Origin of the sequence: Desulfosporosinus cupriresistens (assembly GCF_001707885.1) — a bacterium.
Taxonomy (GTDB): domain Bacteria; phylum Bacillota; class Desulfitobacteriia; order Desulfitobacteriales; family Desulfitobacteriaceae; genus Desulfosporosinus.
In genome coordinates, this window is sequence record NZ_MASS01000016.1 from 1 (window position 1) to 22,532 (window position 22,532).

At 41.6% G+C, this 22,532-nt stretch carries 18 protein-coding genes and 2 pseudogenes; 2 read left to right on the plus strand and 18 right to left on the minus strand.

Translation table 11 applies throughout. From position 1 onward, the window contains the following. From DSBG_RS24300 to DSBG_RS08465, 3 genes and pseudogenes are all read right to left on the minus strand, one after another. A pseudogene (locus DSBG_RS24300) lies at positions 1-416 on the minus strand (potassium-transporting ATPase subunit KdpA); the annotation flags it as partial. Then, positions 416-502: a K(+)-transporting ATPase subunit F gene (kdpF, locus tag DSBG_RS24305; RefSeq protein WP_068963713.1), complete on the minus strand. Its 87-nt coding sequence runs from the start codon at positions 500-502 to the stop codon at positions 416-418. The pseudogene DSBG_RS24300 and the gene kdpF, both read right to left, overlap by 1 nt. Before the next feature lie 31 nt (positions 503-533). Then, positions 534-713 carry a hypothetical protein gene (locus DSBG_RS08465; RefSeq protein ID WP_068963714.1) on the minus strand — a complete coding sequence of 60 codons (180 nt, stop codon included), beginning with the start codon at positions 711-713 and terminating at the stop codon, positions 534-536. A gap of 240 nt (positions 714-953) precedes the next feature. Here DSBG_RS08465 and DSBG_RS23660 point away from each other — a divergent pair, with 240 nt between their 5' ends. Beyond that, the gene (locus tag DSBG_RS23660; RefSeq protein WP_242877490.1) at positions 954-1,118 is read left to right on the plus strand and encodes a hypothetical protein; all 165 of its coding nucleotides are present in this window, start codon (positions 954-956) and stop codon (positions 1,116-1,118) included. Between the two features lie 165 nt (positions 1,119-1,283). On the opposite strand, the gene DSBG_RS08470 is transcribed toward DSBG_RS23660, so the two are convergent. From DSBG_RS08470 to DSBG_RS08480, 3 genes are all read right to left on the minus strand, one after another. Next, positions 1,284-1,871: a DUF8453 domain-containing protein gene (locus DSBG_RS08470; protein WP_068963715.1), complete on the minus strand. Its 588-nt coding sequence runs from the start codon at positions 1,869-1,871 to the stop codon at positions 1,284-1,286. 125 nt (positions 1,872-1,996) lie between these two features. Continuing rightward, a complete protein-coding gene (gene ilvA / locus DSBG_RS08475; RefSeq protein WP_068963716.1) occupies positions 1,997-3,244 on the minus strand; it encodes a threonine ammonia-lyase in 1,248 nt (415 codons plus the stop codon). A 141-nt stretch (positions 3,245-3,385) separates the two neighbouring features. Further along, the gene (locus tag DSBG_RS08480) at positions 3,386-4,219 is read right to left on the minus strand and encodes a class I SAM-dependent methyltransferase (RefSeq protein ID WP_083236783.1); all 834 of its coding nucleotides are present in this window, start codon (positions 4,217-4,219) and stop codon (positions 3,386-3,388) included. Between the two features lie 229 nt (positions 4,220-4,448). On the opposite strand from DSBG_RS08480, the pseudogene DSBG_RS08485 reads away from it, so the two are divergent. Continuing rightward, positions 4,449-4,745 (plus strand): annotated as a pseudogene (locus DSBG_RS08485) (ATP-binding protein); the annotation flags it as partial. A 25-nt stretch (positions 4,746-4,770) separates the two neighbouring features. On the opposite strand, the gene DSBG_RS08490 reads toward DSBG_RS08485, so the two are convergent. The 12 genes from DSBG_RS08490 to DSBG_RS08545 all read right to left on the minus strand — a co-directional run bounded on the left by DSBG_RS08490 (position 4,771) and on the right by DSBG_RS08545 (position 21,810). Continuing rightward, positions 4,771-5,643, minus strand: a complete 873-nt coding sequence (locus DSBG_RS08490) for a methylenetetrahydrofolate reductase (protein WP_068963718.1) — start codon at positions 5,641-5,643, stop codon at positions 4,771-4,773. 32 nt (positions 5,644-5,675) lie between these two features. After that, positions 5,676-6,248 (minus strand): flavodoxin family protein, encoded by a 573-nt coding sequence (locus tag DSBG_RS08495; RefSeq protein ID WP_068963719.1) that lies wholly within the window; start codon positions 6,246-6,248, stop codon positions 5,676-5,678. 447 nt (positions 6,249-6,695) lie between these two features. Continuing rightward, the gene (locus tag DSBG_RS08500; RefSeq protein WP_068963720.1) at positions 6,696-7,895 is read right to left on the minus strand and encodes an LUD domain-containing protein; all 1,200 of its coding nucleotides are present in this window, start codon (positions 7,893-7,895) and stop codon (positions 6,696-6,698) included. Continuing rightward, positions 7,895-8,893, minus strand: coding sequence for a (Fe-S)-binding protein (locus tag DSBG_RS08505; RefSeq protein ID WP_083236784.1), 999 nt, complete (start codon positions 8,891-8,893; stop codon positions 7,895-7,897). The genes DSBG_RS08500 and DSBG_RS08505 overlap by 1 nt, the downstream gene beginning before the upstream one ends. 107 nt (positions 8,894-9,000) lie before the next feature. After that, positions 9,001-9,591: a hypothetical protein gene (locus DSBG_RS08510; protein WP_068963773.1), complete on the minus strand. Its 591-nt coding sequence runs from the start codon at positions 9,589-9,591 to the stop codon at positions 9,001-9,003. A 358-nt stretch (positions 9,592-9,949) separates the two neighbouring features. After that, the gene (locus tag DSBG_RS08515) at positions 9,950-11,173 is read right to left on the minus strand and encodes a (Fe-S)-binding protein (protein ID WP_009624583.1); all 1,224 of its coding nucleotides are present in this window, start codon (positions 11,171-11,173) and stop codon (positions 9,950-9,952) included. Between the two features lie 26 nt (positions 11,174-11,199). Continuing rightward, positions 11,200-12,042 carry an FAD/NAD(P)-binding protein gene (locus DSBG_RS08520; RefSeq protein WP_068963722.1) on the minus strand — a complete coding sequence of 281 codons (843 nt, stop codon included), beginning with the start codon at positions 12,040-12,042 and terminating at the stop codon, positions 11,200-11,202. After that, entirely contained in the window at positions 12,042-13,058 is a 1,017-nt protein-coding gene (locus tag DSBG_RS08525) for a 4Fe-4S dicluster domain-containing protein (RefSeq protein ID WP_068963723.1), read from the minus strand. The genes DSBG_RS08520 and DSBG_RS08525 overlap by 1 nt, the downstream gene beginning before the upstream one ends. A gap of 9 nt (positions 13,059-13,067) precedes the next feature. After that, positions 13,068-14,012 carry a 4Fe-4S dicluster domain-containing protein gene (locus DSBG_RS08530; protein WP_068963724.1) on the minus strand — a complete coding sequence of 315 codons (945 nt, stop codon included), beginning with the start codon at positions 14,010-14,012 and terminating at the stop codon, positions 13,068-13,070. Further along, positions 14,005-14,451, minus strand: coding sequence for a hydrogenase iron-sulfur subunit (locus DSBG_RS08535; RefSeq protein WP_040413510.1), 447 nt, complete (start codon positions 14,449-14,451; stop codon positions 14,005-14,007). Before DSBG_RS08535 ends, DSBG_RS08530 begins: the two co-directional genes overlap by 8 nt. 39 nt (positions 14,452-14,490) lie before the next feature. Further along, the gene (locus tag DSBG_RS08540; protein ID WP_068963725.1) at positions 14,491-17,523 is read right to left on the minus strand and encodes an FAD-dependent oxidoreductase; all 3,033 of its coding nucleotides are present in this window, start codon (positions 17,521-17,523) and stop codon (positions 14,491-14,493) included. 159 nt (positions 17,524-17,682) lie between these two features. Continuing rightward, positions 17,683-21,810 carry a UvrD-helicase domain-containing protein gene (locus tag DSBG_RS08545; RefSeq protein ID WP_068963726.1) on the minus strand — a complete coding sequence of 1,376 codons (4,128 nt, stop codon included), beginning with the start codon at positions 21,808-21,810 and terminating at the stop codon, positions 17,683-17,685. Between the last annotated feature and the right edge of the window lie 722 nt (positions 21,811-22,532).

Consider the following 22,532-nt stretch of genomic DNA (forward strand, 5'->3'; position numbering starts at 1 on the left):
TACCGTCATCCCGGTCATCTGGGTAAAGTAACTCATCGTCGATTCACCCGCATAGGCTTGCCAATTGGTATTGGTGATAAAACTAGCTGCTGTATTAAACGCCAAATCCCAAGGCACACACTGAATCCCTGTGGATTAAAAGGCAAGTGACCTTGTAGAAGCTGAAGAATAAATAAAGCCACAAATCCTAGAAAGTTAAATGCTAAAAGAGATACAGCATATTGCCACCAACTCATTTCTGCTTGAGGGTCAATTGCACATACACGGAAGACGGCCTTTTCTATAGGACTGAAAAGTCTATCTAAAAATGTCTTTTCACCTTGGTATACTTTGGCCATATATCCGCCCAATGGTATAGCTAAACCGATTAGGAGTATTAAATATACTGCAAATTGTAAAAGATCTATGCCTTTCATTACAATTCCTCCGCGTTCATCAGTGAGAAACAAAGATAGATTAATAAGCCAAGCGCCACAATTCCACCTAAAATCATATCAGACATTTATTCTTCCCCCTAAACCGGAATCTTTGGATTATTTAAGCCTTTTCGTTTCTCCGGCAGTTTCAATATTCTCCAACTCATCACATACCTCAAAATCCATTTCATGAAGAAAACTAAAACCTAAAATGGCTAAAGCCCACTCTTGACGTTCTGTTTCTGAAGTAAGATCCAAACCGAATAAGGAGCAAATTAGCTTTTCCAACAGTTTCATTACAATAATCTCTTTTCTAATAAGATTTTCGCAGATGAAATTATCATATTAACTCCTTTTGACACCAATTCATCTCCTTTTGATACAAGTAGCTTTCAAGATCTACTAACCCTTTGGGAAATATTGAAGTTCCCCCTCGAATTTAAACATAAACCTCATGCTGACTTATTATAGCCTGAAATCCCATAAAAATAGTCTAAATATATATCCGAAAAGCATAAAGAAAACATAAGGATTGAATTGCTAATTAAAGCAAATAGATTAAAGATTTCCTGGATCCATGAAAAGAAACCAACCATGGTCGGAGTTCTGACTGGTGCAGTTGCCGGATTGGCGACCATCACCCCAGAAGCGGGTTTGGGACTGGACACTGCCATACACGGCGAAGTAGCTTACGAATTATAAAATTAAAGACAAGGTTATAATGTAAATATAAAAAGAAATAGACTCTTTGGCCGAGTATCGTGGCCAAAAGTCTATTTCTTTTTAGCTAAGGTTTCCTATTCTTCAAAACTTCATAAAGGTTGTCTAGTCAGTTGAGTCAAAATAGTTGTTAAGAACTATTCTGACTCAACTTTTTGGCGACTTCAAAAGGTGATGAAATTTTAAATAGTTCAGAATGCTTTGCTTTTCGCTTAGTTCAACATGGATAAGTGGTTGAGGCTTTTGGGCAATAACACCGGACCATTTGGTATAAATGGTTTGGTTATAAAGTTTGTGAGTGATTGGGTCAGCATAACTCAGATAAATGATGAGAAACTGTGGAGCGATATCGGCTTGTAAGAAGTCAGCGCTCTCTATGCTAAGGAGCAGACTTGTGGTGGTATCTCTGGGAATATCGTTAACCACGGTATATTCATCAATAAGAATAGGTTCTTCTAACAAGTTTTCGTTAAAGACAATGGTTTTACTGGAAAGGTTTGTTGCCGGATGAGTACCTACATTATTGAATTTGAATTCGAATTCGAAACAAAGTTCATTTGCTTGATGAATAGAAGGAGATTCTTTGATTGTGAAATATGGGCGAGCTGCTTCACGTTGAGTCTGCCAGCTGGTGACAGAGATATAGACAGATATTATCGAGACTAAAGCAAAGATTGCCGTTGAAACCGTAACGATGGTGCCTGACCAATTACGTTTTTTTATGTCCCAAGACATAGTCTCCCCCTAATTCGACGTATAGTTATCACTAGTATATTGTTTAACTGTCTAAAACATTCTTGGTATCCTCCTATTCACCAAGCCATCAGTGATTTCTCTGAAGTTCAATGAGAATTAAGGACTTAGATCAGAAGATTAAACAATTCTTGATTATCATTAATCACGGTATATTGTATCCCTTTTTTATCCATTTTCTCAATGAGGGTTTGGTAATCCTCTTTCACGGTGAGCTCAATCCCTACCAAGGTCGGACCGTTCTCTTTATTGTTAACTTGCGTGTACTCAAACCGCGTGATATCGTCGTTAGGTCCCAAGACATCGACCACAAATTCCTTAAGTGCACCAGGACGCTGGGGGAAATTAATGATGAAATAATGTTTGAGTCCTTGATCAAGGAGTGAACGTTCTTTAATCTCGGGAGTCCTTTCAATATCATTATTTCCGCCGCTAATAATACAAACAATTGTTTTACCCTTGATTTGATCTCTATAGCCGTCTAAAGCCGCGATCGGAAGAGCACCCGCGGGTTCTACGACAATCGCATTATCATTGTACATCTCTAAAATCGTTGTGCAGACTTTTCCTTCACTAACGACTAAGATATCATCTAAGACCTCCTGACAAATATCAAAGGTTAGGTCGCCAACACGCTTTACGGCAGCTCCATCAACAAACTTATCAATTTTGTCTAAAGTTACCACTTCATTACGATCAAGGGACTGCTTCATAGAACAGGCCCCTTGGGGTTCTACTCCAATAATTTTGGTGGAGGGGCTCAGGCGTTTGATGTATGTGCCAACTCCCGACATCATGCCACCCCCTCCTATGGCTCCAAAAACGTAATCTACCGGATCTTCTAAATCGTTAAGGATTTCAATGGCAATCGTACCCTGTCCTGCGATAACAAGAAGATCATTAAAAGGATGAATGAAATATTTATTTTCTGCTTCACAATGCGTCTTAGCTTCATAAAACGCATCGTCAAAGGTGTCTCCAGTCAGAACGACTTCAACAAATTCTTTGCCAAAGCGTTTAACTTGGGAGACCTTTTGTTTTGGGGTAGTAGAAGGCATATATATTCTTCCTGAGATCCCCAAGGCTTGGCATGAATAGGCGACTCCTTGAGCATGGTTGCCGGCACTGGCACAGACTACACCGTTACTTAGTTGGTTAGAGGGAATGCTTTGAATCAGGTTGTAAGCTCCCCGAATCTTAAAAGAACGGACAACTTGTAAATCTTCACGTTTTAGATATAGGTTGCAATTGTATTTTTCTGAGAGAATGTCATTTCGTTGGAGCGGCGTCTTATTAATGATGCCTTTGAGAGCTTGGCCAGCTTTTATGATGTCTTCTAATAGTTCTTTCCCCATGTTCTTACCCCTTTTCATGTTCTCTAGTTTATATTGCCGAACCTCTCTCAATCCCAACAATATTTTTATACCCTGCCACAGTACGCTCGTTAATTATATCTTAAGATCATCACAAATGTCTTTGATCTTGATTGGATATGCTTACTTCCTGAATAATACTTTCAGTAGCCAACCTTTAAAGCTCAATTTCTCGGGAACTGGTTTTCGTCCACAGATAAGACCATAGCCAAAGTAGCCTTGGTTTTTCTTTATAAAACCAGCATTTCTTTGTAGTCTAGCCAGTAAGCCAGGCTGCTTTCTAACTTTGTCCGTAAGGTCTTTGACTAAAACCCAATCCTTTTTGAGTTCGTTCATGATCGAATTGCCTTTAGTTCTCAATGGTTGAGGATTCTTAATGTCTACATCCAGAAATCCAGCTTGTGATATAGCATCGAGCCATTCTTCAAAAGGCAAGGGATTGGTGCTGGGACCGAAGCACTCCTCCAACTGTCTTCTAAGATTAGCAGGCAATTCTCTGAGCAGAGCCATTTCTAGGTCAGCAACTCTGCCCTCAGGTTTTAGTACTCGATAGAACTCCTGGTAAACTTTAACCTTATCTAAAAACACCGTTATTGACTCAGCCATGACCACATCAAAGTGGTTGCTGGGGAAAGGTAAATCACAAACATCTGCTACCTTAAACTCAACTAAATGAGAAACTCCCTCTTTTTCAGCTCTCAGGCCTGCTTTTTCAATCATTTGAGAACTGATATCTAGCCCCATGATTTGGCAGCCAATAGTTTTAGCCAAGTAACAAGCTGTAAGACCGCTTCCACAGCCGGCGTCAAGAACATATTCATCAGGCTTTATCTGAATAGCATCCAAATTTTGTTTGGTAGCGGGGAAACCTCCCGGATGGGAACTGCCAATGCCCAGCCAAGCCAGGAGTTCAAAATAGTTCATGTCTTCCACTCTCTTGCTTTCTCCCAATGCCATCTCTTACCCCTCCTTCCATGGGTCTATGGCATTATATTCCACTGGGATACTTGCTGACAGTTAACTTGGTCGCTCAAAGAACTCCACTAAATTGTACTCATGTACTTAAGAACAAACATCACCTGAACAGTTGCGGGCCCATGTATTACTTCAAAAGGGCTACTAGTTTAATTCGTACGTTGTATTATAATTAAACTGAAAATAAAATTGTTGGAAAGGGGTTATGATCTTGAAACGAAACATAATAAAGATAGATGAAGGAAAATGTAACGGTTGTGGCCTATGTGTCGGCGCCTGTCATGAAGGGGCTTTAGAATTGGTGGATGGAAAAGCTCGTCTTGCCTCTGAAAGCTATTGTGACGGTCTTGGTGACTGTCTACCAGAGTGTTCAACCGGAGCCATCGTCCTTGTGGAAAGAGAAGCTGTTGAATATGACGAAGAGGCTGTCAGGAAACATAGGAGCAATACAAAGGCGCAGCCGCCTGAAGTATCTATTCCCTGTGGTTGCCCAAGAACTCTGGCAAAATAATTGAGGAGTTCGCGTTTAATCACTAGCGCAGGTTCTTTGCAAATGCAATGATTTTATTGGTCATTTGAACATCCCCCATACCGTAGATATGAATGCCCTGAATGTCTCTAGAGAATTCTGCAACAAACTCGAAAGCGATTTCTAAGCCACTCTTTCCCTCTTCCATTTGCTTAATTATTTCATCCGGGACCGTGACTCCCGCCATCTTATTATTAATAAACTTGACTAATTTTAAATTAATTAGAGGCATTACTCCTAAAAGAATAGGTTTACCTAGCATTTTAGCTTCAGCTAAGAACTCTCTCGTCTTGGCCACGTCATAAATGGGCTGCGTTTGAAAGAAATCAGCGCCCATTTCTATTTTTTTCTTCATTCGTTCAATTTCTACAGTCAGGTTCGTTGTCCCTGGGGTTGCGGTGGCTGCAATAGTAAAGTCGGTGCATCCTTTGATTTCAACTTCGTTGGCATCTTTGCCAGAATTTAAATTAGTAATCAGTTTAATTAGTTCAAAGCTATTATAATTATAAACGCCTTTGGACCCTTTATAGGGTCCATGATTGGGAGCATCCCCGGTAGTTGCTAAAATACTCCTAATCCCTAAAGCATGAGCGCCTAACAAATCTGCTTGTGTCCCTAATAAGCTTCTGTCCCTACAGGTGAAATGAGGAATAGTCTCAATTCCCAATTGTTGTTTAAGAATACTCGCCGCCATAACCGAGTTCATTCTCAAATTCGCATTGGGACAATCGTGAACATTGATGGCATCTAATCCCTCATAGTCTTGAGCCAGCGTAAGCCTGTCCTCCAGGAGCGTACCATCAATTGCACCTAATTCTGTGGTGTAAATAAAGTCGCCCGTGGCGAATTTGCTTTTTAAGTCAACAGCATTTTTCATTTTTAGTTTTCTCCTTTACAGCTCAGTAATATTTACTCGTAATCCAGCCAACATTCTATCTCCTCTGTGATAAATTGAGCCAACAATTTTCCTGATTGACCAGCCATTTCCCATACTGGTTGATCTTCCATTGTAAGGTCAGGAACATTTTCCTCAATATTTAATTGAGCTACAGGCTGCATGTTTTCCATTAACAATTCTTTGCCTATTGCCTTAAGTGCAAGTTCTCTAGTTTGCTTACTCAACCCTGAAATAATTGTAACGACATATTTTTGTTCAGTTGAACCGTTTAAATGTCGCCTCGATCGAAGCCTTTCTAAAAATGTTTTAGTAAAAGAATCGAGCACTCCGGAGGGTGTATATCCCCCTATTACTAATCCTTTTGCCGCTTGTAATTTTATGGCGAGTTCAGGAAAATTATCAGATGCTTTGCAAATATTATCTTCTTTGCAGGCTTTACAAGCTCGGCATGGTCCGACGTTTAAATGGCTGAGTTTCACAAACTCATAATCTAAGCCACTTGTTTGCAGGACTTGTAAAACCAATCGGTCCGTGTTGCTATTAGGTATGAGACTTGCTGAGATACCTAATATTTCAATCCCCACGAGATTTCCTCCTGACTAAATTCAATTAGAATAGGTATCTAAAACTTATGGCCCCAAAGAGGCATGAGGGATTAAGCCTATAAAACCAAGCAATTTTAATTGTTCTCCGTCATTTCCAAATAATCCTTTTTTATGCTCCTCATTTATAAAGATCAAAGTTCACTGCTACCACTTAATTGATATCATGGCGTTCATCCCCATCCATACTTTAGATGCAAAATAGTATAACTTAAGAAAGGGCTGTGCTAAAACTTGTTACTATATTTTTCACATCCCCACTTTTGCTTCTATATCATCAAAACACAAGCGTCCTCACTCCACTTTAATAGTGAAATGAGGACGCTTATTGATTGTTGTAACCACTTGAAATTTTGGAGACTGAGTTTTCACACATCCCCTGGTTAAGTTGTTTAATGACACTTATTAACTATTAACTAAGGTTCCTCTTTACCCGCATACGACTCTTTCGCGTAATTTTTGTATCATAGAAGGAACATTAATTTTCATCGGGCATCGTTCGACACACCGTCCACAGCGAAGACAGGTGAATACTAGTGGAGCTGCCTTTTCTAACCCTCCGGCAACGAAGGCAGTCCAAACCGCGCCAATACCACTCATATAAACATGACCAAAATGCCCGGCTGTGACTTGGAAGACAGGGCATTCATACATACATCCCCCACATCGCAGGCAATGCAGGGCCTCGCTAAATTCTTCTTCTTTGGCCATATCACTACGCCCGTTGTCAACAAAAATTACATAGAATTCTTTAGGTCCATGAGCGCCATACGTTGTGACTTTTTCAATATCACCAGTTTTACTTGGTCCGCTGATAATATTAACATAACCAGGTACGCCATATTGAGCATAACGCCAAGTGACCTCAGTAACTTTCATCGCTTCTTGAAAGGTAGGCACAATTTTTTCTATACCAACTAAAACGATATGAACTGGTGGTGCCCCGGTCGAGAGTCGGACGTTACCCTCATTTTCGATAATAACCATGGCCCCGGTATCGGCAGCCACTACATTGGCACCGCTTATACCCACATCAGCAGTGAAATACTTTTCTCTTAAGAAATCTCTTACTACTGCCACTTCCTGGGCTATATCAGGGGGTACTTCTTTATTGAAGAACTTAGTAAATAGTTCAGCCACCTTCTCACGAGGCACATGAATGGAAGGCGACAGAATGTGCATTGGTTTTTCGTGATTAAGTTGTAAGATGAATTCCCCCAAGTCGGTCTCCCAGACTTCATTGCCTTTTTCTTCTAGATATTCTCTTAAGGAAAGTTCTTCCCCCAACATACTTTTTCCCTTAACAATCGTTTTGCCAGTCCCAATAATTTTGGCTGTCATTTCCAACGCTTCTTGTTTATCTTTAGCATAAAAGGCTTTTCCTTTATTTCGTTCGACGGAATCCATAGCTTGTTTAAGTAGTTCGGAATTATGGGCTATAGAATTTGACTTAATCCCCCGTACTTCTTCAGCCATTTCAGGAGTGTGAGGGAAGCGATTTAGAGTTTCGGCAGTCGTCTCGCGATAAGATTTAACCGCACGAGTAATGGCCTTCTTGATATTTTCGTCTTTGCTCGCTTTATTAAGATTTTTTGTATAGTCATTGAATTCTTTCTGCAAATCGGCCATTACGCTTCAAACCCCCTAAATAAAAATTCGATCAAATCTTCTATTTCAGTTTTAGTATCTTTTCCTTGTCCACCCTGCAAAGCTGATAAGCAATAAGGACATGAAGTTAAGATTAGATCAGCTCCCGTCTCCTCTAGCTCTTCTACCCTGCGCGTTGCTACAGTGTGAGAGACATCTGGGAAAAGAAGTTTATTTGGACCACCACAACAAGTTGTCCATTGCCGATTGCACATAGCCTCTCGCACTGGGACACCGACACTTTGCAAAATATCTCTAAGCTCTTCATCGATCTCTAATTCACGAGCCAAACGACAAGAGTCATGGATTACTACAGTTTTATCAGTTTTGATGGCAGGAAGTCTGTGCCTTTTTTCCCATACTAAATCCACGAACGTCCGAATTTCATAGGGGAAGTCCTTGACTAGTTTAGGATACACAAATTTAAATACTTCTGCAGCATGAGGAGATAGACAAACAATAGTCTTCGCCCTACTCTGTTTTAATACCTCTGCTACTCTTAGGGCATAAGATTCCATATCTTCACAAAAGCCTAGTTCAGAAAGCAATGCCCCACTGTAAAGTTCTTTCTTGCCAGCGTAACAAAGGTCATAACCTAACTTTTGCAGAATTATCGCTGCTTTATAAGAAATGGAATTAAATCGTTCTCGGTCTTTAGCCAGAACAGAAGCATAAATCTTCTCGGCATTGATACCAGTTTTATTAATAATATTTCTTGCACCCATCATCAAGGAAAATACTTTACTTCCTTGATCCATATGGGTCATCGTACTCACTAACGAATCAATAAAAGGAAGAAGTTGATATTCACCCCCTGTGTAAAATAACAAGTCACCATGTTCAGGTAATTTTAGAGCATGAGCCCAGGCAGCCACCTCTGAACCTTTCATAGCAAGCGGATTGCCGTGTTTAACTATATTACCGCGTATAATTTCTAACACTGGAGGTAGTTTTGTTTCAGAAGCCATCATTTTCCCCATCCAATCTTTATTTGTTTGGTTTAACTCATAACTATCATTAAATTAGAAATTGGCCCGAAAGTAAATCGTTTCTGGCTATGTATTATGTATTATTGGAACCATGGTTATTAAATCCATATATTAAGACTATCCTTGTTTTCAATAATCTTCTCGGCAATCTTTGCTCCAACATTAGCATAGTAATTCCCGCCGTCTTTCCGCCCAAAACAATTCTGAGCCTCTATATAACTATCACTCGCAATTACTCGGCGAAGTAAGGGAATTTGATTGATCTTGTTGATATCAAAGTTCTCAATGGATCGTTCAAATTCATCGCTTAACCTAGAATTACCCCAATATTTAGGACCTTTTTCAGGTTTAATCTCGAAAACACGCCTCACAAATTCAAACGGAAATGCACCAAAGGAAATTAGAAGCTTGGGTTTATGTTCTAATACTATTTCCTTAAATTCTGCTATTTCCCGAGCTACTTCTGATCCCCACCAATTTAATGTATTAGGAACGAGTCGGCAATCGCTAACCGCGTTCCGCATAAAAATATTAGTGGTATCTATTCTGGTTTGTATTTCTCTATATACTCTATCCTGTATCTCATCTAATATAGGTGACCAAATGTTGTGACGAACAGTTGGGTGTTTTGGATTTACTAAAAGCCAAATTGGATAAGCTCTTTCTCCTGTGTCTTGCTTTAACTTCATCTTCATTTTCTGATCTCAACCCTCTCAGCGTTAAGCTTAATGACGTTTGTTGGATTTTTGAGGCAATATTTTATGCTAGAAAGGACATAGGTTAAAATTCTGAGAGTTTATATATCACATTATTATATCCTTACTAATGAAGATTAACATTGTGTCTATAACAAGTCAATATGACCATGATTATTATATGATATAGCGAAAACACTAAGCAGCCATGTTTATTGACTCAAGGTTTAATAAAAAAGAAAAAGCCCCGTACGATGCGATTTTCGCCGTAGGGGCTTCCTAATTTAGAGAAAACTTAAAACTAATTCTCTTTTGTTAACCCAAAGTAAATTTTTCTGGTAAAGAGGAGAAATTAATGAGTACCTATATCTGCCTCATCAACCAACCCCATAGCAACTTCCACTAAGGCACTGAGATGCATCATTTTCATACCTAGTTTGTAGTGCTTATTCATGTCTACAAACTGGTCCATGCAGTTATGGCATGGTATGCATCCATATTTGGCACCAGTAGCCACTAATTGATCAACTTTAGGTTTTGCTTTGACCATCCGCATTCCTTTAGTTGCAGCTACAGCTAAAGCTCCCCCACCAGCTCCACAACAAATGTTATACATTCGGTTGGGATTCATTTCGCGATAATCCATAACAGCGTTTTCGATTACGTAGCGCTGCGCTTCATAGACGCCTTCTTTACGAACCGTATTACAGGGATCATGCATGGTCACAGGGACGGTATTTCTGGTCTTATCTAGTTTTATTACGCCATCTCTGATCCAATCCGCATACAATTCAACAATGTGTCGGACAGGTATCTTGTTTTCCCAATATTTACGCCCAAATACTCTTGTCGAGCGGAAAGCATGGCCACATTCTGTGACGATGATTTCTTTACAATTCAACCGCTCGGCTTCTTCAAAGAGTGGACGTGAAATCTCACAGAACTCATCCTCTTTCCCAGTGAACAAACAAATATTTGTAGCATCCCAGCGCTTGGTACTGATTGTAAAGTTTGCTTTAGCTGCATGGAAAATATTTAAAATCGTTTGCAGATCACTTGGGTAATGTTTAATCTCGCGAGCATTGAAAGTAAACATAAAATCGGCATTTGGCACGTCTAAAGGAATTTTGTAAGTAGGATCTTTCAGATCTTCCTGTAATAATTCCTCAATCCATTCCAGAGTCTCAATGTAGTCAATCTGATCGACACCCATCTGGTTACCTGTGCGGATATGGTCATCGGCAATAATCTGCAAATGGCCAGGTGCATCATCTTTGCCGCGGAATGACCTTGTGAGGGCTGCAATATTTACACCCATTGGGCATTCCACAGTACAACGTTCACACATGGTACAATTCCAGATGAAAGGATCTTTTTCCGCTTCTTCCCGCATACCCAGGGCTACTTTGCGAATGAACTTACGGGGGTCCTGATTTTCGTGGAGATCACTATAGACACACCCTGCAGTACACATACCACAAGTAAGGCAATTGGCAAAGTCGTAGCCATTTAACATGCCTGCTACTTCATCACGTAAAGTTGGATCTAAACTTTTAACTCTTATGGTTTCAGCCATTCTTACTATCACCTCCGGCCTTTAAATTAATATTCACTCGGTAGTTCTTTCAATTGAGCCATAGAAAAGACGGGTCCATCTTTGCATACATATTTCGGCCCGATATTACAGCGACCACAGATTCCCAAGCCGCACTTCATCCGCATTTCTAAAGAAGTGTAGATCCGCTCTGGAGGAAATCCTAGTTTTTCTAAAACTGGCAGAGTATATTTAATCATGGCCGGGGGTCCGCACACAACAGCATAAGTGTTCACAGATGAAGGAGCCACTTGCTCTGTGATGGTAGGAATAAAGCCTACGTGTTTAGTCCAACCTTCTGCAGGTCTGTCGATCGTGGTTACCAGATTAATATTGGGATTCGTTTCCCATTCAGCTAGTTCTTCTTTGTAAAGCAACAATCCAGGATTTCTGGCACCGTAAATAACGGTAATGTCACCATAGTCAGCGCGATGTTTTTCATCGAGCATATAGACTGCCATCGAGCGCAGAGTAGTAAAAGCAAAACCTCCCCCGATAATGACAAGGTTTTTACCTTTAAACTCTTCCATCGGATAAAAGTTCCCCATAGGTCCTCTTACCCCAACCATAGTTCCTTCTTCCATAAGGTGTAAGGCATTAGACACACATCCCACTTTAGCAACAGAGAACTTAATAATTCCAGGCTCAGTTGGAGATGTTGCAATTCCAAAAGGAGCTTCTCCGTGACCATAAGCACTGAGTTCAGCAAACTGACCAGGCATATATTTGAAGTTTTCTTCATCTTGTTTATTTTGAAACTGCAGTGTAAAGGTATTGATCAATTTATCTTCAGTTTCACACATGTTTTTGATGAGTTTCATTGTAATAGGGAGATAAGGATTCTGTTCCATTAGTCCACCACCACTTCTGCTTTGTTAACCCCATCAATGGCTTGCCTGATATCCATATTAACTGGGCAACCTTTAATGCAGCGACCGCAGCCTACACACGCGATATCGCCATTGTTATGGACAAAATAGTTAAACTTGTGCATCATCCGTTGACGCCAACGCGATTTTTTCTTATCCCTAGGGTTATGACCGGAACCATGCAAAGTAAAGAGAGGCGCCATGCAAGCATCCCACGTTCTCACTCTGCTACCTTCATTCTTGATCACTTCCTCAGAAATATCGAAGCAATGGCAGGTAGGGCAAGAGAAAGAACACGCATTGCAGCCTAAGCACTTTTCATGGAGAGTGTCCCAATAGGAATTGTCAAACATTTTATCAAGTTTAGCTGTAATCGTTGAAACATCAACTTTACTCGTAGTTTGAGCACTTTTAACAGTGTCAACGAGTGCTTGTTCCTGGGCGGATAGTTCGGCAAGTTCTCCCAAACTGGCTAATAACTCTTTCCCTTTTTCAGTGATTACTTCAACATTGTAGGAATCTCCCAGATCAATTAATAAAAGATCGGAGCCTTCACTGCAGGCAGGAGAAATGCCCATCGAGGAGCAAAAACAGGTTGGAGCAATTTTATTACAAGCAAGCCCTATAATAACCGAGTTGTCACGACGATCAAAATAATAAGGGTCGCGATATTGATCGTTTTTGAATACTTTATCTAAAAGAAGCATCGCTTTAGCGTCACAGGGTCTGATTCCAAATAAAACAGTTTTCCCAACCTTCAGCTCGTTCTTAACAGTGATATCCTTGCCATCTTTGACATAAGACAAGAGCTTTTCATGTTGAGGGAACAGGAGGGATTTAGGAGGAAGTTTGGAATTCAGATAATCTTGCTTGACTTCTGAGAAGCTCTTTGCTGCTTTGAAGTTCACCGCACCTGCTTCACTCACTGGAGCAATGACTTGGTATTCAGCAGTTAAAGCATCAAATGATTGGCCAAATTTCTCTTTACTTATCTTCATTTCTTCACCTCACTCCTTTACCAAGAACGTTTCTGGATCATCTGAGCTGTATACATTGAGAGCTGGTTTGATATCTTCGCTGATGCCGGATTCATGGTTATACATTTCTTTAACATCTTTATTAACCTTCCGACTCAAAGCTCGAATATCGACGCCTTGTGGACAGGCTCGGCTACACGCACCACACTCAACACAACGACCGGCTAAGTGAAGCGCACGTCCAGTTTGGAAAAGTAGATTTTCCGCAGTATCAACTCCACCTGTAAGCCACTTGGGAGCATTGCAATCCACAAAACATTCCTGACAATAACACATAGGACAGGCATTGCGGCAGGCATAACAACGGATACATTTACTCATTTGCTCTTTAAAGTAAGCTTTACGCTCGGCATCAGACTTGTTTTCCAGAGCAATGACATCCGAAAAGTCTGATTGAGGAACTTCAACCGATCCTCCAATTTTAAGATCCAGAATAACCGGATTTGGATAACGACAGGTCTGACAAGTAGCATCTTTTACGTCAGCAAAGTTATACTCTTTGTCACAAGCGATGCCTTTAACGGATACTTTTCCATTGGTAATGGTGGCTTCGATGATTTCACCAGTTTCAGCCTCAATTTTATTTTTATCTATGACACCTGGGCAGGAAACGCCAATGATATATAAATCATCTCGTACTAACTGATTTTCCTGCAATAGCACCATTAAAGCCCGGCTATCGCATCCTTTAGCGATGATCGCTTTTTTTCCTGCAGTCTGAGCTGCATAGGTTGCCAGATTGTTCTCACAAGTTTCATCCCAGATTAATTTATCGACATCTTGAGGAGAACGCACAAAGCAAGGCGTTGATTTTAAAGGCAAGGAACCTTTTTCATAGCCTATTACAACGTCCACTTTACCTTCAGCGAGTAATTGACGTGCCGTTTCTCGGATATCATCAATTATGCTATTCATCCGTTCCCCCCCCGTCTACTTTAAATACACCGGTATTAGGTCCTAGCGCTGCAACGCGTTCAGTAACCCCTTTAACTACTTCAGCAAATCGAACACCTTCTGCTGCTGATACCCATGAAAAATTAACCCGACCTTCTTCCAAACCTACATGTTTTAAAAGAGAATCGATAAGCGCAAATTTCCTGCGTGCCACATAATTCCCGCTCATGTAATGGCAATCCCCAGGGTGGCAACCAGAGACTAATACTCCGTCAGCCCCATTAGCCATAGCTTTTAAGATATAGAGAGGGTTAATTCTTCCAGAACATGGAACTCGAATCGTTCGTATCGTTGCTGGATATTGAAATCTGCCTACGCCAGCGAGATCCGCTCCTGCATAACTACACCAGTTACACAAAAAAGCAGCGATTTTAGGTTCGTACGGTTTAGTTTCTCCCATAATCATCTACCTTCCCATCATTATTGAGGCACTTTCAATTTAGAAGGTGTTTAACATCGCAGCTATTTGCTGATTAGTACAACCTCTAAGATTGATGGCACCGCAACGGCAACTTGAAGCGCATGCCCCACAGCCTTTACACAGAGCGTCATTAACTACCGCAACACGGTTAACCATATCGACGGATACGGCTTTAGCCGAACATACAGCTTCGCAAGTACCGCAAGCAGTACATTTGCGTTTATCAACGAACGCATTTAATCCTGCAGATTCTACCATTTCCTTAGACAAGGCTACACCGGCTCGTCCAGCAGCAGCTTTGGCCTGAGCTATTACTTCTTCCGTATTTTTAGGACTATGAGCTAGACCTGCCATAAATACCCCATCAGTACTGAAATCAACAGGTCTTAATTTCATATGCGCTTCTAAGAAGAAGCCTTCCTTATTTAAGGGAACTTTGAACCATTGGGAAAGCTTAGCTCCGTCTGCCGGAGCTACAATGGCGGCAGCCAGGCAAATAACATCTGCTTCAATCTCGATCGGGCAACCTAAGACGTGATCTTTGACGGTCACTACCAGGGTTTCGCCTTCTTTGGCAACGACAGGCTTTTCATTTTCACTAAAGCGTACAAAGATTATGCCACTTCTTCTGGCTAGTTCATAGTCCTCTTCAAAGTAACCATAGGTACGCATGTCGCGATATAAAATGAATACTTTGGCCGCAGGATTTTGAGTTTTAACTTTGAGAGCTAGCTTGACGGATTTGGTACAGCAGGTACGGCTGCAATAAGGATTTTCTTCACAACGTGAACCCACGCATTGAACGAAGACATAATTCTGAGCTTTTTCCACTCTAGAATCGTTGTTGACTAAAGCTTCGTCTAATTGGAGTTGGGTCATTATACGGGGGTCTTGGCCGTATAAATATTCCTTAGGCTGATATTCTTGACCACCAATTGTAATAACAGCGACGCCATGGGCTATTTGTTCGCCATTATCTAAAGTCGTCGTAAAGCTGCCTAAGAAGCCTGCGACATCTTTAATTTGAGTACCCACATAGATTTTGATTTTGGGATCTTGGTTGACCTTTTCAATCAGATCAGCAACAAACGCCTTCATATCTTCTCCTCTGAATCCTTTGGAGAATCTCCGGGCTACGCCGCCTAAAGTCTGATCTTTTTCTACTAAATGAACCTGATATCCTTGACCGGCCAGAGATAAGGCACTCGTCATTCCTGCGATCCCGCCTCCGACTACCAGCGCGTCGTGGTTCATCGGCATAAATACAGGTTGAACGGGCTGTTGCATAGAAGCACGGACAACAGCTAATCTCGTGAGGTCCTTGGCTTTTTCGGTTGCTTTTTCGGGCTCATTCATATGAACCCAGGAACATTGGTCACGAATATTGGCCATGTCAAATAAGTGAGCGTTCAGGCCAGCTTCTTTCAATGTCTCCTGGAATAAAGGCTCATGGGTTCGTGGACTACAGGAAGACACGACGACTCTGTTCAATTTGTATTCTTCAATCAGAGCTTTCATCGAGGCCTGAGCATCCTGCGAACAGGCATAGATTTTTTCAGTAGCCATTACGACGGTAGGCAGAGTCTTGGCATATTCGACAACAGCCGGTACATCAACAATACTGCCGATATTGACACCGCAGTGGCAAATAAATACTCCGGTGCGAATAACATCTCCTGCAACATCCAGTTCTGGAGGATATTGTTTTTCGCTGACCAGGGTTCCACGTTCTTCAGATAATAAGGAGGCAACCGCACTAGCAGCTGCGCTGGCTTGCATAACTGTTTCCGGGATGTCTCTTGGCCCGCTAAAAACACCTGCTGCGAAAATACCTTCTTTAGAAGTATTCACACCAGTTAGCGGTTCGAGCTCAGCAAAACCATATTTGTTAACTTTCAAGTCTAAAATTTTGGATAATTCTTTGGAACTGTCTCCTGCTTCTAATCCTACAGACAGAACTACCAAATCATATTGTTCACTTAATATTTGGCCATCTTCGGTAGAATAGCGGATAACAGAATCACCTGAACCATCTTCCGCCTCATTTACTTCGTAAATACGGGAACGAATGAATTTTACGCCATGTTGATTCTTAGCGCTGTCATAATACTTTTCAAAGTCTTTGCCATGGGTTCTCATGTCCATATAGAAGATTGTAGTATCTACCGGAATATGGCTGTGTTCTTTGGCAATGACCGCTTCTTTAATAGCGTACATGCAGCAAACACCAGAACAATAATTATTATTGATTTTGGCGTTTCTGGAACCAACACATTGAATCCAGGCAATTTTCTGGGGTTCTTTTTGGTCAAAAGGTCTGACTAAATGTCCATCAAAAGGTCCCGAGGCACTTAAAAGACGCTCAAATTCAAGGCTGGTAACAACACTTTTGATCTTGCCATAACCGTAATATACTAACCTAGAAGCATCAAAGACCTTGAAACCAGGGTTGAGAATCATTGAGCCAACTTCAACATCAATCTCTTTGTCTTGCATGGCATGGTCGATTGCTCCAGCTTGGCAGGCTTCAACGCATTTTTTACATACGTCCTTGCCTTTAATGGTACCATGTTTTTGGAACAAACAATTCTTGTCATCGATTGCAAAGGCATTAGGGAATGCTTGAGAATACTGTTTGAAAACTGCCTTGCGTTTTCCAATACCCTGATTAAATTCATCATCGACTTTTACAGGACATACTGAAGCACACGACCCACAACCTGTACATTTTTCGGTATCAATGTATCGTGCTTTCTGTTTGATTGTTACCTTGAAATTTCCTGCTTCACCTTCTGTCTTGACGACCTGAGAATTAGTATAGATGCGAATATTAAGATGGCGTCCGCATTCCACTAATTTAGGGGACAGAATACACATAGAGCAATCGTTAGTAGGGAAGGTCTTATCCAACATAGGCATAGTTCCGCCAATAGCTGACGACTCTTCTACCAAATGAACTAAGTATCCCGACTCTGCTAAATCAAGTGCAGACTGGATACCGGCGATTCCTGCGCCAACTATCAAAACGGCACCGATTTTACTTTGACTCATTACAACACCTCTTTCATCATTACTCCTTGTTTAAAGATAGTTACAACAATCACAAAGATACCTTGAATGTTTAATTCGCCATATAAATCAAAAATCCTTTTTAAATAACAAAATATTATAAAAAAATACAAAACGGTTAAATCGCAACTTTTTATAGTTTTAGTAAGAATAACTAGGTACTTGAATATCACCGCGAAGTTTATCGGGAATAGAAATTTCGCGGCCAAGGCTAAATGAATAAAGAGTACTACGAGTGACCGTTATTTTAAGGAGGTTCTCTATTGCTAAGGCATATAGCGAAAGTTGGAAGGCATACCTGTTGCGCAAGATCTGCTCAGGATTTGTTTCACTATCTTGGTAATCTGCGGTGTCTGAACTGTTTTCTCGGCTTGCCTTAGCAAACGAATCCGTCTTATAGTCGATAATTTCCGCTTGAAATTCCAGTTGATCATTTTTGCTGATAAGTACAACGTCAATGACGCCTTGAACCAAGATATTTGTTTGGGCCTCGGATGGAACAGTTAAGGTAAAAGGAACCTCTCGAAGTATTTGTTCTGAACTAAAGAGCCGTTGTCCCAGTGTGGTGCCCAGAAACTGGACAATCAGTAAGGGTTGGATACTGTTTTTTTGCTCTGCGTTGATAACTTCACGCTGTTCAAGCATACTTAAAAATTCAATGACGTAACTAAACTGTTCTGCCTGAGACAAGGTTGGCCAAGGATTCGCCCATTCTTTAAATGGAATGTGTTGCATCACAGCGTGTAAAGCGGTTCCTCGTTCTGCCGCGGTTAATGGTTGAGCCATTTGTAGAAATTTTGGTCGTTTCATCGAATCAGAGCTTTGCCAAAGCGTTGAAAGTAGTGATGCCTCTTCGTTTGTCTGCCAGTTGTATTGACGTTTCAGTTCACTGACACTGGTTTTTGCTACCTGACGAACTGAATGGAGGTGTGGATACTGCCAACTTAGTCGTCGGTTGACTTCGGTAAACCATAGCTCGACAGTATTATCGTCAGTAGAATCACTTAGCTGTTCATCAATGTTCTCAACAAGCATAGCTGCGGTGTCATTCGCTGTGCAATCTTCCAGGCTCTCGTCCTTGACCGATGTTAAGTTTCGATGAATATGGATTTCCCACCGCGAATTAATCTCCGGAATAGACAAGGCCGACTGTCCCTCTGCTTCACCGAAGAAATGTTCAGGATGGCGAGCTAAAGCTGGGCCGATCCAATCCAGAAAGCATTTGGCGCTCCGGAGTTGCCCGTCCGGCAAGGAGACTCCTTCCCATTGGGCAGAACGTTGCCATTTGTGAAGGGTATTATCCAAGTTATCTAGGTTGCCATAGAGGAGCAATCGTTCTTTAGCACGAGTTAGAGCGACGTAGAGAATGCGTAACTCTTCAGCCAAAGATTCTTGAGCCAATTGTTGCTTAACTGCGTACTGGATTAGAGAAGGATAGCGAACATAGTTTTCGACATCAATGATGGGCATACCTATGCCTAATTTTGAGTGAAGGAGCACCTTTCCTCTGAGGCTTTGGGTGTTGAAGGTGCGACCGAGACCTACCACGAACACAATCGGGAACTCCAACCCCTTACTGGCATGAACCGTGATTAGACGAATGACATCTTCGTTTTCTCCCAAAGCGCGGGCATTCCCCAGATCTTTACCTTGCCCTTGGAACCGCTCCAGAAAGCGTAGGAAACGGAACAATCCTCGGTACCTTGTTGCCTCAAAGCGACTGGCACGATCATAGAGTACTCGTAAGTTAGCCTGACGTTGCACCCCAGCTGGTAGGGTTCCGACATATGCCAAATACCCTGTTTCTTCATAAAGAGACCAAAGCAGATCAGCCAGTGATGAACAACGGGAACGTGTTCGCCAGCTTTGAAGTTTGACCCAGAAATCTGTGATTTTATCCTTCATCCCTGGCGCTGTGGCTAATACTTCACGTGCTTTTTCCAAGTGAATTGCTAGAGATTCTTCATAGAGAACTAAGATTTGTTTAAAATTATTGATTTTCTCTGACTGCAAATCTTCATCGGCTATGCCAGCCCAGACTGCAAGGGTTAACGCTTCATAGAAGTCACCTTCCGGGAGCATCATTCGGATTTTCCCTAACTCACTCCCATTGAGGTTGACAAGTGGAGAGCGAAGGACCGCAGCTAAAGAAATATCCAAGCGTGGATTATCGATGATTTTGAGCAGAGACAACATCGTTTCCACTTCACTGGCTCCGAAGTAACCTGTGGTCGTTTCAGCATAAACGGGGATATCGGCGCTTTGGAATTCTTCGACGTAGATAGGCGCCACGGCTGAGTATGAGCGCATTAAGATGACAATATCCGAATAACGTACTGGGCGAAATTTCTGATTGCCTTTATCATATACTTGGAATTCAGCCCCTTGCACCATGTGCTGAATGCGTTTACTGACAAGACGCGCTTCGATTCGAGCCTTGTCGAGATCTTCTGGGGAGATAAGTTCTTCGGTTCCAGAAGATAATTCATCGTCATTAGCTGAGGCGCTTTCCGTAGGGCCAGATTCTGGGTCATTCTCTCCGCTTTGATCTTCCCTCGCCTGCAAAGTTGCTGGATTCTCATCTAAGGAAGGAATGTTCAGCTGGTTTCTTATACTTTTAGGGTCAATGAGGTGGATTTCTATCGGCCCTTCAGCCGTGTGAATTTGATCCTGTCCCAAAACAAAGGATGCGCCATATTGTAAGGCTGCTTGATCATCATAGGGGATCTCCCCTGCCCCTTTGGTCATAATCTGGCGGAATAAAAAGTTAACCCCCTCCACTACTTCAAGACGACTCCGGAAATTGCGATTCAGATCAATTACGATCTCCGAAGGAGTCGTGTTGTCAGGCATTCCAGGGTGCCAATGCGGCAGGGTACTATATTTGATGAGAAATAAGCTGGGGTCGGCCATGCGAAAACGATAAATACTTTGCTTAACATCTCCAACCATAAAGAGATTGGGGGATTCCTCCTGCCTAGATACCAGTTGCAAGATACGCTCTTGGACAGGATTAATATCCTGATACTCATCCACCAAAACTTCCGCAAAATATTTTTTTAATCCTTGAGCAATCACAGAAGCCTCACCGTTTTCCTCCAGTAATTGAAGGGCGAAATGCTCTAAGTCGGTAAAGTCTAAGATGTTACGTTGTGCTTTTGCGGTCCCATAGACTTGTGAAAATTCACTCACTAAACTGCCAAGTGTGTGGGCCATAGTGCCCATTCCACGTAAGGCAGGAAGCTGTTCTCCAAGAGGAAAAGCAAAAACATCTTTATTTAAAGAATTAAGTTTCTTTTTGGCCTCATCCCTTAACTTCTTGCATTCTTCTTGGAACGACTTCTGGAAGAGTTCGTCGGTTTTGTCAACAGAATTTTTCTTAGTTTTAGAGCGTATGGCCGGCAGCTTCGGAAAATTGACAACGGCTTGGAGCTGTGCTTCGACCTGAGTCCAATTCCCTTCAATTAAAGCCCTATTTAATAACTGAACTCGGTTCAGATCATCTTGTAAGGTCGCAGCATAAAGGTTAGGACCTCCTGGAAGTTGAGCAATTTGTTCTGCCCGTTCTAGTAAGTGAATACTTTCACTCGCTAGGTCGAGTAGTCCCTGGCGAATGGCTTGCCCCCAAACGCTCTGCATCAAGGAATCAATATCATCCCATATATAAGCCCTATCAAGTTCACTTAACCAAACCGCCGGGTAGGGTTGACTATAAGCAAACTCGAAAAGACGCAATATATGGTCCATCAATGGTTGATCATCACGATCTGATCCGAAGGCATCGACGAGTTTCAAGAAGTCCGGGTCAGCACATTCATACCTCGTTTCAAAGAGTTCTTCAATTACATCTTGGCGCAGAAGGTCAGCTTCTGCTTGATCTGCAACCCGAAACGATGGATCAAGATCCAGTTGGTAGAAATACTTGCGGATTAACTCTAAGCAGAAAGAATGCAATGTTGTAATGCTTGCCCCATGCAGAAGGGCGCGTTGCTGGAGGAGACGCTTGACTTCTCGTGTTTCTTGTTCATGAAATAAAGCATCGTCCAAGGCTTTACCAATACGTTCTCGCATCTCATTCGCTGCCGCTTTAGTAAAGGTTACAACAAGAAAACGATCCACATCCTCGGGTTCTTCAGGATGTGTGATGCGATGGATTAACCGTTCGACAAGCACCGCCGTCTTGCCTGAACCAGCCGCAGCGGCGACCATGACTTGGCCTCGTAATGTGATGGCGGCACGTTGTTCCGCAGTCCATTTGGGTTTACTCACCCTGAGCACCTCCTTCTATTAAGGGTCTCAACCTGTAAACCAGCTCAGCATTTATGGTTTCCGTTGACTTGCAGTGATCATATTTTAGACATCTCTGTTCAGCAGGGATTCTGAAGATTTGCAGCTCGTTAGCGTCATATCATAGCCACGAGTTAACACCCATACGTCAGAAACACCGTAGTCAGACCGAACTGATACGGTGTTTGTCGCAGTACTTTTATTGGATAAATTTTACTAACTTATATTCCTAATTATAACTAGATTCTGGGTGAATATCAATTAATAAAAATTACCTGCACCTGGCCAGCTAACAGGGAGCACTTGTTTTCCAATTTCGCGTGGTTGACAGTACATCTAGCTTATAAAGATTATTGGCCAGCTTAGAATTTCGAATGCTATTCTGGAATAAGAGAAAAAACACCGAAATCAGGCTTGTGTGATATGCCCATTTCGGTGTTATTATCGGCAAATTATTGTTTTTAGTTAAAAATATAATCTGCCTAACTTGTTATTGCTCAAATTCTCTATGCTGATCAACCATTCGAAATTTCGGACTTGTTCATCTTAGGAGGACATCCTCTTGTCTAGATTAACGCCATACTCAGACTGTGATAATCGGGATTTTACCTCAGAGGTACTCACTAGCCTTCTATTATTCGATTGTTTACTTGCTTTAATTCTATATTTGATGCTTTTAATTTCAATAATTTTATGATTATTAT

What these genes read in the sequence shown, in the direction of transcription:
- DSBG_RS08465 (WP_068963714.1), bottom strand. Translation starts at nt 713, where the DNA reads ATGAAACTGTTGGAAAAGCTAATTTGCTCCTTATTCGGTTTGGATCTT.
- kdpF (WP_068963713.1), bottom strand. Translation starts at nt 502, where the DNA reads ATGTCTGATATGATTTTAGGTGGAATTGTGGCGCTTGGCTTATTAATC.
- DSBG_RS08540 (WP_068963725.1), bottom strand. Translation starts at nt 17,523, where the DNA reads ATGAGTCAAAGTAAAATCGGTGCCGTTTTGATAGTTGGCGCAGGAATC.
- DSBG_RS08505 (WP_083236784.1), bottom strand. Translation starts at nt 8,893, where the DNA reads ATGGGGAAAATGATGGCTTCTGAAACAAAACTACCTCCAGTGTTAGAA.
- DSBG_RS08520 (WP_068963722.1), bottom strand. Translation starts at nt 12,042, where the DNA reads ATGGAACAGAATCCTTATCTCCCTATTACAATGAAACTCATCAAAAAC.
- ilvA (WP_068963716.1), bottom strand. Translation starts at nt 3,244, where the DNA reads ATGGGGAAAGAACTATTAGAAGACATCATAAAAGCTGGCCAAGCTCTC.
- DSBG_RS08510 (WP_068963773.1), bottom strand. Translation starts at nt 9,591, where the DNA reads ATGAAGTTAAAGCAAGACACAGGAGAAAGAGCTTATCCAATTTGGCTT.
- DSBG_RS08530 (WP_068963724.1), bottom strand. Translation starts at nt 14,012, where the DNA reads ATGAATAGCATAATTGATGATATCCGAGAAACGGCACGTCAATTACTC.
- DSBG_RS08470 (WP_068963715.1), bottom strand. Translation starts at nt 1,871, where the DNA reads ATGTCTTGGGACATAAAAAAACGTAATTGGTCAGGCACCATCGTTACG.
- DSBG_RS08515 (WP_009624583.1), bottom strand. Translation starts at nt 11,173, where the DNA reads ATGGCTGAAACCATAAGAGTTAAAAGTTTAGATCCAACTTTACGTGAT.
- DSBG_RS08525 (WP_068963723.1), bottom strand. Translation starts at nt 13,058, where the DNA reads ATGAAGATAAGTAAAGAGAAATTTGGCCAATCATTTGATGCTTTAACT.
- DSBG_RS08480 (WP_083236783.1), bottom strand. Translation starts at nt 4,219, where the DNA reads ATGGCATTGGGAGAAAGCAAGAGAGTGGAAGACATGAACTATTTTGAA.
- DSBG_RS08535 (WP_040413510.1), bottom strand. Translation starts at nt 14,451, where the DNA reads ATGGGAGAAACTAAACCGTACGAACCTAAAATCGCTGCTTTTTTGTGT.
- DSBG_RS08490 (WP_068963718.1), bottom strand. Translation starts at nt 5,643, where the DNA reads ATGAAAAATGCTGTTGACTTAAAAAGCAAATTCGCCACGGGCGACTTT.
- DSBG_RS08500 (WP_068963720.1), bottom strand. Translation starts at nt 7,895, where the DNA reads ATGGCCGATTTGCAGAAAGAATTCAATGACTATACAAAAAATCTTAAT.